This window comes from Oceanicola sp. S124 (assembly GCF_000220565.1).
GTDB lineage: Bacteria > Pseudomonadota > Alphaproteobacteria > Rhodobacterales > Rhodobacteraceae > Pseudooceanicola.
The window spans coordinates 1-11,199 of record NZ_AFPM01000075.1 but is presented as its reverse complement, the minus strand read 5'-3'; the positions used below and the strand labels follow the sequence as shown (position 1 = coordinate 11,199).

Below are 11,199 nucleotides of genomic sequence, written 5' to 3'. Positions count from 1 at the left end.
GGGTCCATCTCTGGGGGCTGCACCGCCACGAGGTCGCGCCCGAGTGGACGGAGGGCGCCACGGCGCTTCTGGGGGATGCGGCCCATCCGACGCTGCCCTTCCTGGCGCAGGGCGCCAACCTGGCGCTGGAAGATGCCTGGGTGCTGGCCGAAGAGCTGTCGACCGCCATGGCGGGCGGGCAGGGGCCGGGCGCCGGGCTGAGCCGCTACCAGGCGCAACGCCAGCCGCGCACCCGCCGGGCCATTGCCGCGGCGACCCGCAATGCGTGGAAGTACCACCTGCGCTTCCCGCCGCTGCGCTTTGCGGCCCATGGCGCCCTGCGCATCGCCAACCGGATCGCGCCGCAGCGCGTGGTCGGCCAGTTCGACTGGCTCTACGGTCTCGATGTCACCGGCGGGCAGCGCCTGTCCCAGCCGCTGCCCTGTCCGCAGTCAGAGGGCGATCTCTGCCCATAGGGGCACGTGGTCCGAGGGCTTCTCGCGGCCCCGGATCCCGGCGTCGATGCCGCAATCCTCGACAAGGTCGGCACATTGCGGGGTCATCAGCATGTGGTCGATGCGGATCCCGTCGTTCTTCTGCCAGGCCCCGGCCTGGTAATCCCAGAAGGTGTAATGGCCCGGCGCAGCATGGCGGGTGCGGAAGATCTCGGTGAAGCCGAGGTTGAGGATCCGCTGCCAGGCCGCGCGGCTTTCGGGACGATAGAGGGCATCGCCTTCCCATTTCTTCGGATTGGCCGCGTCCTGCGCCTGGGGAATGATGTTGTAATCGCCCAGCATCACCGCCGGTTCCTCCTGCGCCAGCAGGGCCTCGGCGCGGGTCTTCAGGCGCTCCATCCAGCCCAGCTTGTAGGCATATTTGCCCCCCTCGACGGGGCGCCCGGCCTCGTCCAGTTCCACCGGGTTGCCATTTGGCAGGTAGAGTCCGCAGATCCTGAGCGCGGTCTTCTCGCCGACCACCGTGGCCTCGATCCAGCGGGCCTGTTCGTCGCCGTCATCACCCGGCAGGCCGCGGGTCACGTCTTCCAGCGGCAGCTTCGACAGGATCGCCACGCCGTTGAAGCTTTTCTGGCCATGGGTTTCGACCTGATAGCCCTTCTCTTCGAAAAGCTCGCGCGGGAAGGCTTCGTCGACCGACTTGATCTCTTGCAGCACCACCACATCCGGCTGCGCCTCGTCCAGCCAGTCGAGCAGCGCCTGGGTGCGCGCCTTGATCCCGTTGATGTTGAAGGTCGCCAGTTTCATGGGAAAACCTTTTCTCTTTTCATCCTGCCGCGAAAGCGCAACTCTGAGGATCATGGGCGGGCGCGCGGTCGCCCCGGCCCGATCTCACGTCTGCGCTGCCGGTTCTGCAAGGCTTTTCGACCCTCTGGGCAAAGCTGTCCAGACCGGGTGTGGGGGCCGAGTGCAATCATCTACGATTCGTAGCCATGCAGCGTCGATGACAGCGAATCCCCCGTGGGTTCGCTTTCCGTTCTGTCCCGCTATTGGCGGGAGCAGGTAAGTGTTAATTTTTTTGGCAATAGATTGTTGTTTATTCCGAAACAATATCTTGGGGAATTAAGTTATTGTGAATAACTTTATCTTGACGCGCAATAATGGAAAAACCTGTTTCCAGGTCGTGGAAGTCGTGCAAGCCTGATCTCACTCGTCCTTACTTTTCAATGACTTGGAGAACAAGATGACTGCCATTCGCAAGACCGTTCAATCCGCCAACTCCTTTGCTGGTGCTGCAGAAACCATGCTGGATGGGGACGCGGTCGAGATGTTCACCTCCGGCTCTGCTCCGGTGGCGCAGGCCGATCTGATCGGCGGCGATGCCCTGGGTCTTTTCACCTCCGGTTCCGCGCCGCTGGCCTCGGATGCCCGTTCGGGCGATGCGGTCGAGATGTTCACCTCGGGGTCCGCGCCCCGGGCCTCCGACACCCGGTCGGGCGATGCAGTCGAGGCGTTCACGTCGGGTTCTGCCCCGGTGACGTCGCAGGCCGTGGCCGGTGACCTGGTGCAGGCCTTCACCTCGGGCAGCTGACCCGCACCAGAGTGCCCGGACCGGGCGGGGTCAGAGGGCAGCCGTCGTCTGGCCGCGCCCCGCCGGGGGGATGACCAGACGAAAGGAACCCGCGATGTCCAATATCGTGCATCTGACCTTCCCCGCCCGGAGCCAGGGCCGGGCCGCGCGCCGCGCGGCCCTGCTCGACCGCTTCGCCAGCGCCCGCCGCGCGCCCGACGACGTGTTCTGGCTGAAAGAGAACGCCGAGATCCTGAACATCCTCGAATGCACCGGCCAGACCCGTGCCACCGGCCTTCTGGAAGAGGCGGCGCTGGCGCCCTATGCCAAAGTCTACGACGCGCTCGAGAAGCGCCTTGGCTTCTTCCCGCAATACTACCGTTTCTTCCTGTCCATCGCGCTGGACCTCGAAGCCCTCGGGATGCCGGGCAACAAGGCCGAGGGATTGGTGCACTGGGCCCATGCGCAGGACCTGGCCGGGGCCGAGCTGTCCGACCTTCAGAGGGCCGAGGCCCGCCGTCTCATGCTGCGTCGCGGCGTTGATCCCTGCGGCACTGCGGCAGATTCGGAGGCGCTGACGGAAAGGCTTCACGCCTTCCTGTCGCGATCGCGCACCTTCATGATCCCAAACAAGAAAGCGGCCTACGAGCTGACCCATATCCTGTTCTACCTCAGCGAGTACGGAAGAAAATCCACACAATTTTCACGCGCGACGCACGAGAGCCTTAACTTTGCAGGAACCCTGGCGTACCTTGACCTCAATGCGGATCTGCTGGCCGAGATCTGCGTGGCAATGCGCCATGTCGGACTGACGCCCCCCGAAGCCTGGGAAACCTGGCTCGCCCGCGAAACGAACGGGTTCACCGTCGAGGCCAGGGAGAGCGCCATGGCGCAGGACGACTACCACGAGTTCCTCGTGTGCAACTGGGCCCTGGCCACGGCGGGCACAGAGAGCTTCCGGCACGCGGTGACAGAGGGCCAGGTGACCTTCCGCGCCGCGCCGCGCCCGGTCGCGCCCCTGCGTCTAATGTCACAGTGCCTGATCGGGATGGACGCGGCGCGCAGCGCCGACTGGTCCCGGATGCAGGCCCCGATCGAGGATGCCCTGGCCGAGCCCTGGGCCATCACCCATCTGGGCCGGGCCGCCGAGGCCTGCACCGACTTCGACGCCTTCTTCGCCGGCTTCGCCCGCGCCGGAGTTGCCTCCGCCCCGCAGGAGAGGGCCCGCGCGTGAAGAAGAAGACCAAAGTCCGACAGAGCATGCGGCAGGGCGGGGGGCAGGGCTCTGTGCCTCTGCCGGCCCGCCGGGCGACTCTCGCGGGGGTTGCCCTTGTGCTTCTCTATACCGCGCTGATCTCTTCGGCGGATGCGATCACCAAGTTCGTTTCGGGCAGCTTCGCCGCGCCGCAGCTCTATGTGCTGTCAGGCGCGCTGGTGGCCAGTTTCTGTCTGGGGGCCGAATGGCTGAAATCCGGCCGAGACGGGATGGTCGAGGCCATGCGCACCTCGCGCCCGGTCGAGATGGGCATCCGCGCCACCGCAACGGTTGTGGCCTCGGTCTGCTACTTCTACGCTTTCAAGCTGCTGGGGTTCGCCGAGGTCTTCGTCTTCATCGGGCTGATGCCGATCTTTGCCGGGCTGATGTCGGGCCCGATCCTGGGCGAGAAGGTCTCTCTCGCGGTCTGGTTCGCGCTTGGCGCCGGATTCATCGGCGTGGTCTGCCTGTTCCCGGATGGGATCCACGCGGTGTCGGCCGGTCATCTGATCGCCTTCGGGGCCACGGCCTCGGGGACGCTGTCGATGGTCATGGCGCGCCGCATCAGCCAGCACGAAAGCAACGCCCTGGCGCAGGTCTTCTGGCCCAATGCGACGCTGGCCGTCGTGATGGCGCTGGCACTGCCCTTCGTCTGTCGCCCGATGGGCCTGCACGATCTGTTCTGGATCGCGGCCTACGCCGGCTTCCTGTTCTTCGCCCGCTGGGTGCTGGTCATCGCGCTGCGCTTGCTGGCGGCCTATGTGGTCACCCCGCTGATGAACCTGCAGTTCGTCTGGATGGTGATCCTCGGCGCGCTGATCTTCGGAGAAAGCACCGCTGCCAATGTCTTCCTCGGCTCGGCCATCGTCATCGGATCGGGGCTCTACCTGATCTACGACCAGCTGGCACGCGGCGGCATCGTCCGTGTCGGGGGCTACAAGACCATTGCAGCCGTCGACGAGAGGGACGAGCCGGTGGCCGCGGCTGAATAGCCTCCCTTGGCCCGCCTATCCTCAATGGACCGGGGGACCTGGACCCGGCGCCGAGGGGCGCAGCGACCCTGGCCGTCGGTTCGGTTTCTCAGATCGAGAACGAGGTGCCGCAGCCGCAGCTGGAGGTCGCGTTCGGGTTCTCGATCACGAAGCGCGCGCCGATCAGCTCTTCGGTGAAGTCGATCACCGCACCGGCGAGGAAGGGAAGGGAGGTCGGATCGACGACCACCTTCTGGCCCTTGCCTTCCAGCACCAGGTCATCTTCGGCGGGCTCGTCCAGGCGGATGTCGTACTGGAAGCCCGAGCAGCCGCCGCCCTCGACCGCGACGCGCAGGGCCTGGGCGCCGGCGCCGATCTCGGACAGGCGGTCGAAGGCGCGTTCGGTGACTTTCGGGGGCAGGTTCATCGGAAATACTCCTGACATTTTGCATGTCTCTGCCACCCAATATAAGGAAGGGTCGAAACGGCGACAAGAAGCCCGAGGGATCTGATCATGCGCGCGCCCTATGCCTCCGACCCGCTCCGCTCTCGCGGACGTCTCCACCCTGAAGAGGAAAGCGCCTTCCGCTCGTGCTTCCAGCGGGACCGGGACAGGATCATCCATGCCTCGGCCTTCCGCCGGCTGAAGCACAAGACCCAGGTCTTCATCGAGCACGAGGGCGATTACTTCCGCACCCGGCTGACCCATTCGATCGAGGTCGGGCAGGTGGCGCGGACCATCGCCGGGGCGCTGGAACTGAACCAGGAGCTGACCGAGGCCGTCGCCCTGGCCCATGACCTGGGCCATACGCCCTTCGGCCATACCGGCGAAGACGCCATGCACGAGCTGATGGCCCCCTACGGCGGCTTCGATCACAACGCCCAGGCGATCCGCATCGTCACCAACCTGGAACGTACCTACGCCGAGTGGGACGGGCTGAACCTGACCTGGGAGACGCTGGAAGGCATCGCCAAGCACAACGGCCCGGTGACGGGCCAGATCCCCTATGCGCTGGCCGATTACAACAGGCTGCACGACCTCGAACTCTCCACCCATGCCAGCGCCGAGGCGCAGGTGGCGGCGCTGTCCGATGATATCGCCTACAACAACCACGACCTGCACGACGGGCTGCGCGCCGAGCTGTTCTCGACCGACGAGCTGGCCGAGCTGCCGATCCTGAAGGGCTGTTTCGCCGAGGTCGACCGGCTCTATCCCGGCCTCAACTACTACCGCCGCCGCCACGAGGCGCTGCGGCGCTTCTTCGGGGTGCTGGTCGGCGACGTGATCGACGTCAGCCGCGCCAATATTGCCGCGCTGAAGCCTGAGCGGGTCGAGGATATCCGCGATGCGGGCCGCATGATGGTGCGTTTCTCGCCCGATATCTGGTCTGACCTGAAGGTGATCCGCCAGTTCCTCTTCCAGCGCATGTACCGCGCCCCCGAGGTGGTCGAGATGCGCAAGAAGGTCACCCGCATCGTGCTGGAGCTCTTCCCGCTGTTCATGGAAAGCCCCGAGCTGCTGCCCAAGCAATGGCGCAAGGATGTCGAAGAGATCGAGGGCGACAAGCTGAAGCTGGCGCGCATCGTCAGCGATTACATCTCGGGCATGACCGACCGTTTCGCGATCGTCGAACACGCCCGCCTGACGGGCGCCGACCCGGAGCCGGGGCTGCGCGCCTCCGGTCCGGGCCATATCCGCTACGCGGACCGGATCTCCGAGGGATGATCCCCCGGAGACCCGCGACTGCTCTCAGCGGTTGTCGAGCTGTGCCCTGACATTGCGCCGACCCCTTTCGGAAATCCGGTAGGGGCTGGAATTGCGGCTTTCGATCAGCCGCTTGCGCCTGAGCCTCGCCCAGACCTCCAGGGTGCAATCGGACAGGATAAGCCCGTCACGGGTGACGCAGGTGACCTCGGTCACCCGGCCATTGGGCGCGCGCTCGTAGAGGATACGCCCGCCTTGCGCCAGCGTGTGCAGCACACGCTGTTCGTACTTCGAGATGTTCATGGGTTTGATGCTGTGTTGAAACCACGTCAGGCACGAAAGACTGCCCCGCCCGGATCACTCCGGCGGGATCTTCCGGCCGCTGGTCCCCGAAAGGACCGTCAGCAGGTTCCGACAATCTCCAGCATCAACAATTCCCGTAGTTAGCTGTGGGATTGCTCCACAGCTAGTAAGCCCGCGCGCCCCGGTCAAGCTGGTCACCACGCGCCCCTTTCGGCTTGCGACAAATCTGCCGTGGGTCGGGGGGAGAGGCTGGTCAATGTCGCGCCCGCTGCGGGACCGCGCTGCCCTTGGCTCTCCGGTCCTCAGCCGTGCAGAACCCTCGCACGCATTGACCTCTGGCCCACTGGTGGTAAACCCCCGCGAGACGCATCAGGACACAGACATGAACCTCTTTACCGATATCCGCGCCCTCGTACTCGACGCTCTTGCCGCCCTGCAGGCCGAAGGCCGCCTGCCCGAGGGGCTGGCCTTCGACAATGTCGCCGTCGAGCCGCCGCGCGACCCGGCACATGGGGACATGGCCACCAATGCCGCCATGGTGCTGGCCAAGCCCGCCGGGATGAAGCCCCGCGACATCGCCGAGGCGCTGGCCGCGAAGCTGACCGAAGACGCCCGCATCACCTCGGCCGAGGTGGCGGGGCCGGGCTTCCTGAACCTGCGGCTGGCGGATGAAAGCTGGGCGGGGATCGTCTCGGCGGTGCTGGCGCATGGCGCGGCCTTTGGCCGTTCGACCATGGGGCAGGGGCAGAAGGTCAACGTGGAATATGTCTCGGCCAACCCGACCGGCCCGCTGCATGTCGGCCATACCCGGGGCGCGGTCTTCGGCGATGCCCTGGCCTCGCTGCTGGATTACGCCGGCCATGAGGTTACCCGTGAATACTACATCAACGACGGCGGCGCCCAGGTCGATGTGCTGGCCCGCTCGGTCTACCTGCGCTACCTCGAACAGTTCGGCCGCGAGGTCACCTTCGAGAACGGCACCTATCCCGGCGAATACCTGATCGAGGCCGGTGCCGCGCTGAAGGAGAAGGTCGGCGATGCCTATGTCGATCAGCCCGAAGAGGTCTGGCTGGCCGAGGTGCGCGAATTCGCCACCGATGCGATGCTCGACCTGATCCGCGCCGACCTGAAGCTTCTTGGCGTCGAGATGGATGTCTTCTTCAGCGAGAAAAGCCTCTATGGCACGGGTCGCATCGAGCAGGCCATCGAGCAGCTGCGCGGCAAGGGGCTGATCTATCGCGGCGTGCTGGAGCCGCCGAAGGGCAAGACCCCCGAGGACTGGGAGCCGCGCGAGCAGACGCTGTTCAAGTCGACCGAACACGGCGACGATGTTGACCGCCCGATCATGAAGTCGGACGGCGCCTGGACCTATTTCGCCCCCGATATCGCCTATCACTACGACAAGGTGGACCGTGGCTTCGACCAGCTGATCGACGTCTTCGGCGCAGACCATGGCGGCTACGTCAAGCGGATGAAGGCCGCCGTCGCGGCGCTGTCGGACAACCGCGTGCCGCTGGACATCAAGCTGTGCCAGCTGGTGAAGCTGTTCAAGAACGGCGAGCCGTTCAAGATGTCCAAGCGCGCCGGCACCTTCATCACCCTGCGCGACGTGGTCGAGCAGGTCGGCCCCGATGTCACCCGCTTCGTCATGCTGACCCGCAAGAACGACGCTCCGCTGGACTTCGACTTCGACAAGGTGATGGAGCAGTCCAAGGACAACCCGGTCTTCTACGTGCAATATGCCCATGCCCGCGTCTGCTCGGCCCTGCGCCGTGCGACCGAGGCCGGGATCACCTGCGATGACGCGACGCTGGGGGCCGCCGACCTCTCGGCGATGACCCACCCCAGCGAACTGGCGGTGGCGCGGAAACTTGCCGAATGGCCCCGCCTGGTCGAGATCGCGGCCCGCACCCACGAGCCGCATCGCGTTGCCTTCTACCTCTACGAGCTCTCCTCGGATCTGCATGCGCTCTACAATCGCGGCAACGAGGAAACCCAATTGCGTTTCGTGCAAGAGGGCAACCCGGGTCTTTCCCAGTCCAAACTGGCCCTCGCCCGGTCCGTTGCCGTTGTCATTTCCGCAGGTCTTGGTATCTTGGGCGTGACCCCGGCAGAAGAAATGCGCTGAACGCTGCTCTGTCGGGAAGAAGTTACAGGCTTCCTATCCAAGGCGAGAGACCGGGCGTCAGATCCCGGCAGGCAGAGGCATATGGCAGATTTTCCCGCAGACGCGCCCTACGCGTCCCATGACGCTTATCCCGAGACGGCGGCAGGTCCCGCCGCGGCCGCGCCCTCTTTCGGGTCGCTGGTCACCTGGGTGGGGGGCGCGCTTTCGGTGGCCCTGATTGCCGGGGTGGGGGTCTGGGGCTACCGCATGGTCATGCGCGACGTCTCCGGGGTGCCGGTCGTGCGCGCGATGAGCGGCGAGACCCGCCGCGCGCCCGATGCCGCCGGTGGCTCGGAAACCCCCTTCCAGGGGCTGGCGGTCAACCATATCGCCGCCTCCAAGGCCGCCGAGGCCCCTCCCGAAAGCGTGCGTCTGGCCCCGGCTCCCCTGGGACTGGGCACCGACGATCCGGCGCCCGAGGAAGTCGCCGCCCGTCAGCCTGCAGCCGAACCCGAGGCGCCCGCAGAAGAGCTTGCCTCCGCCGACGAACCGGTGCTGCAACCGGCGCCGCTGAACCTTGCCGATGTGGACCGGATCGAGGAACTGGCCAATGCGCTGGCCGGTGACGCCGCGCCGCTTGAGCCGATGCAGCCGCGCACCGTGCCCGCGGCCGCCCCGCGCGAGGGCAGCGGCTTCCAGGCCGTGCGCCCGAAGCTGCGCCCCGACACGCTGCTGGCCTCTGTCGCCGCGCGCCAGGTCGCGGGTCCGGTCTCGGTCGAACCCCAGGTGCTGGACGTCTCGGCCGACAGCCTGCCGGCCGGCACCCGGCTGGCCCAGCTGGGGGCCTTTGCCTCGCAGGAGATCGCCGAGAGCGAATGGGACCGCTTCGTCGCCCGTTTCGGCATCTACCTGGAAGACAAGCAGCGGGTGATCCAGCGCGCCGAAAGCGGCGGACGGATCTTCTACCGCCTGCGGGTGCTTGGCTTCGACGATATCTCTGACAGCCGCCGCTTCTGCGCTGCCCTCGTGGCAGAGGGCGCCGACTGCATCCCCGTGTCGGCCAAGTAGATGGCCGGCGCCACCATCCTCGACCCCACGGGGCCCCGGCTGAGTGCCGAAGAGGCGCGCGTGCTGCGCGACGCCGACCCCTGGGGCTTCATCCTCTTCGCGCGCAACATCGAGAGCCTGGATCAGACCCGCGCCCTCTGCGACGAGTTGCGCCAGGCGGTCGGGCGCAACGCTCCGATCCTGGTCGACCAGGAGGGTGGGCGCGTGCAGCGCCTGCGCGCGCCCCTGGCCACTGACTGGCCCCCGGCGCTGGAGTTTGCCGAGGCCGCGGGCGACGGGGCCGTCGAGGCCATGCGCCTGCGCTTCACCATCACCGCGCTGGAACTGCGCGCCGCCGGCATCGACGTCGACTGCGCCCCGCTGGCCGACGTGGCCCTGCCGGAAACCCATCCCTTCCTGCGCAACCGCTGCTACGGCACCGATGCGGCCCGGGTGGCCTCTCTGGCGCGGGCCGTGGCGCAGGGGCTGATGGCGGGCGGCGTGTTGCCGGTGGTCAAGCACATGCCCGGCCACGGCCGCGCCCAGGTCGACAGCCATGCCGACCTGCCGCATGTCACTGCCGGTTGGGACGCGCTGGATGCGGTGGATTTCGCCCCCTTCAAGGTGCTGAATGACCTGCCGATGGCGATGACGGCGCATCTGCTCTATGACGCCATCGACCCCGAGATGCCGGCGACCCTCTCGCCCAAGGTGCTGCAGGTGATCCGCAATCACCTTGGCTATGACGGGCTGGTGATGACCGACGACATCTCGATGCAGGCGCTCTCGGGCGATGCGGAAACGCGGGCACTGGCGGCGCTGGACGCGGGCTGCGACCTGGTGCTTTACTGCAATGCGCCGCTGGCGGACCGCGCGCGGGTGGCCGAGGCCGCCGGGGCGATGACACCCACGGCAGAGGCCCGCGCCGCACGGGCGCTGGAGGCGCGCCGCGATCCTGCCACGCTTGACATTGACGAGCTGAAGGCCAAGCTGACCGCTCTTCTGAACGGATAAGAGATGGCCTCTGACGACTTCCAGGAAGATCCGCCCCCCGGGCGGCGGCTAGAGCCGGGCCCGGACCGGGGCCCCGGCACCCAGGCCGAGATCACCGTCGCCGAGAGGCTGGCGGCCGAAGCGCTGATCGTAGATGTCGAGGGCTTCGAAGGCCCGCTTGACCTTCTGCTGACCCTGTCGCGGACCCAGAAGGTCGACCTGCGCAAGATCTCGATCCTGATGCTGGCGCAGCAATACCTGGCCTTCGTCGAGAAGGCAAAGTCGCTGCGCATCGAACTGGCCGCCGACTACCTGGTGATGGCCGCCTGGCTGGCCTTCCTGAAATCCCGCCTGCTGCTGCCCCCCGATCCCGAAGAGGAAGGCCCCTCGGGCGAGGAACTGGCCGCCCACCTGGCCTTCCAGCTGGAACGGCTGCAGGCGATGCGCGATGTCGCCGCCCGGCTGATGGCACGCGATCAGAAGGGCCGCGACTTCTTCGTGCGCGGGGTGCCCGAGCAGGTCGAACGGGTGCGCAAGGTGACATACTCGGCGACCCTGCTGGAGCTGATGCAGGCCTATGCCCGGATCCGCACCAAGGACGAATTCCGCCCCTTCGTCATGGACCGCGACAATGTCTACACCATGGAACAGGCGCTGGAGCACATGCGCGGCATGGTCGGCTTTGCCGGCACCTGGACCGAACTTTCCGCCTATATGCCCCCGGGCTGGACCGGCGATCCGATGCGCCGCCGCTCGGTGACCGCCGCCACCTTTTGCCGCCTCGCTCGAGCTGGCCAAGGAGGGCAAGATCTAC

General features: G+C 66.7%; 11 protein-coding genes and 1 pseudogene. 9 read left to right on the top strand and 3 right to left on the bottom strand.

All coding sequences use genetic code 11. The features are described 5' to 3' along the window. A partial coding sequence (locus OS124_RS0106150) for an FAD-dependent oxidoreductase (protein WP_010138532.1) occupies positions 1–455 on the top strand: 455 nt, incomplete at its 5' end. Here OS124_RS0106150 and xth read toward each other — a convergent pair. Continuing rightward, complete coding sequence (xth, locus tag OS124_RS0106145) at positions 432–1,241, bottom strand: exodeoxyribonuclease III (protein ID WP_010138531.1); 810 nt, start codon at positions 1,239–1,241, stop codon at positions 432–434. The two genes, OS124_RS0106150 and xth, sit on opposite strands and share 24 nt — an antisense overlap. Positions 1,242–1,677: 436 nt before the next feature. Between xth and OS124_RS0106140 the strand changes: the two genes are divergently transcribed. The 3 genes from OS124_RS0106140 to OS124_RS0106130 all read left to right on the top strand — a co-directional run bounded on the left by OS124_RS0106140 (position 1,678) and on the right by OS124_RS0106130 (position 4,251). Further along, positions 1,678–2,025 carry a DUF6749 family protein gene (locus OS124_RS0106140; protein ID WP_040606752.1) on the top strand — a complete coding sequence of 116 codons (348 nt, stop codon included), beginning with the start codon at positions 1,678–1,680 and terminating at the stop codon, positions 2,023–2,025. Positions 2,026–2,119: 94 nt separating this feature from the next. After that, the gene (locus OS124_RS0106135) at positions 2,120–3,238 is read left to right on the top strand and encodes a DUF6902 family protein (RefSeq protein ID WP_010138529.1); all 1,119 of its coding nucleotides are present in this window, start codon (positions 2,120–2,122) and stop codon (positions 3,236–3,238) included. Next, positions 3,235–4,251, top strand: a complete 1,017-nt coding sequence (locus OS124_RS0106130; protein WP_010138528.1) for a DMT family transporter — start codon at positions 3,235–3,237, stop codon at positions 4,249–4,251. Before OS124_RS0106135 ends, OS124_RS0106130 begins: the two co-directional genes overlap by 4 nt. Before the next feature lie 88 nt (positions 4,252–4,339). Here OS124_RS0106130 and OS124_RS0106125 read toward each other — a convergent pair whose 3' ends face one another. Beyond that, positions 4,340–4,657: a HesB/IscA family protein gene (locus OS124_RS0106125; RefSeq protein WP_010138527.1), complete on the bottom strand. Its 318-nt coding sequence runs from the start codon at positions 4,655–4,657 to the stop codon at positions 4,340–4,342. 87 nt (positions 4,658–4,744) lie between these two features. On the opposite strand from OS124_RS0106125, the gene OS124_RS0106120 reads away from it, so the two are divergent. Then, the gene (locus OS124_RS0106120; protein ID WP_010138526.1) at positions 4,745–5,956 is read left to right on the top strand and encodes a deoxyguanosinetriphosphate triphosphohydrolase; all 1,212 of its coding nucleotides are present in this window, start codon (positions 4,745–4,747) and stop codon (positions 5,954–5,956) included. A gap of 24 nt (positions 5,957–5,980) precedes the next feature. On the opposite strand, the gene OS124_RS0106115 is transcribed toward OS124_RS0106120, so the two are convergent. Beyond that, complete coding sequence (locus OS124_RS0106115; protein ID WP_010138525.1) at positions 5,981–6,238, bottom strand: YjhX family toxin; 258 nt, start codon at positions 6,236–6,238, stop codon at positions 5,981–5,983. A gap of 382 nt (positions 6,239–6,620) precedes the next feature. On the opposite strand from OS124_RS0106115, the gene argS reads away from it, so the two are divergent. The 4 genes and pseudogenes from argS to OS124_RS23860 all read left to right on the top strand — a co-directional run. Next, positions 6,621–8,366 (top strand): arginine--tRNA ligase, encoded by a 1,746-nt coding sequence (gene argS, locus OS124_RS0106110; protein ID WP_010138524.1) that lies wholly within the window; start codon positions 6,621–6,623, stop codon positions 8,364–8,366. Positions 8,367–8,447: 81 nt separating this feature from the next. Continuing rightward, the gene (locus tag OS124_RS23865) at positions 8,448–9,413 is read left to right on the top strand and encodes an SPOR domain-containing protein (RefSeq protein ID WP_010138523.1); all 966 of its coding nucleotides are present in this window, start codon (positions 8,448–8,450) and stop codon (positions 9,411–9,413) included. After that, positions 9,414–10,406, top strand: coding sequence for a beta-N-acetylhexosaminidase (nagZ, locus tag OS124_RS0106100; protein WP_010138522.1), 993 nt, complete (start codon positions 9,414–9,416; stop codon positions 10,404–10,406). Positions 10,407–10,409: 3 nt separating this feature from the next. Further along, a pseudogene (locus OS124_RS23860) lies at positions 10,410–11,199 on the top strand (segregation and condensation protein A); the annotation flags it as partial.

Coding starts and splice junctions, on each gene's coding strand:
- OS124_RS0106125 (WP_010138527.1), bottom strand. CDS start 4,657: ATGAACCTGCCCCCGAAAGTCACCGAACGCGCCTTCGACCGCCTGTCC.
- nagZ (WP_010138522.1), top strand. CDS start 9,414: ATGGCCGGCGCCACCATCCTCGACCCCACGGGGCCCCGGCTGAGTGCC.
- OS124_RS0106115 (WP_010138525.1), bottom strand. CDS start 6,238: ATGAACATCTCGAAGTACGAACAGCGTGTGCTGCACACGCTGGCGCAA.
- xth (WP_010138531.1), bottom strand. CDS start 1,241: ATGAAACTGGCGACCTTCAACATCAACGGGATCAAGGCGCGCACCCAG.
- OS124_RS0106120 (WP_010138526.1), top strand. CDS start 4,745: ATGCGCGCGCCCTATGCCTCCGACCCGCTCCGCTCTCGCGGACGTCTC.
- OS124_RS23865 (WP_010138523.1), top strand. CDS start 8,448: ATGGCAGATTTTCCCGCAGACGCGCCCTACGCGTCCCATGACGCTTAT.
- OS124_RS0106135 (WP_010138529.1), top strand. CDS start 2,120: ATGTCCAATATCGTGCATCTGACCTTCCCCGCCCGGAGCCAGGGCCGG.
- OS124_RS0106140 (WP_040606752.1), top strand. CDS start 1,678: ATGACTGCCATTCGCAAGACCGTTCAATCCGCCAACTCCTTTGCTGGT.
- argS (WP_010138524.1), top strand. CDS start 6,621: ATGAACCTCTTTACCGATATCCGCGCCCTCGTACTCGACGCTCTTGCC.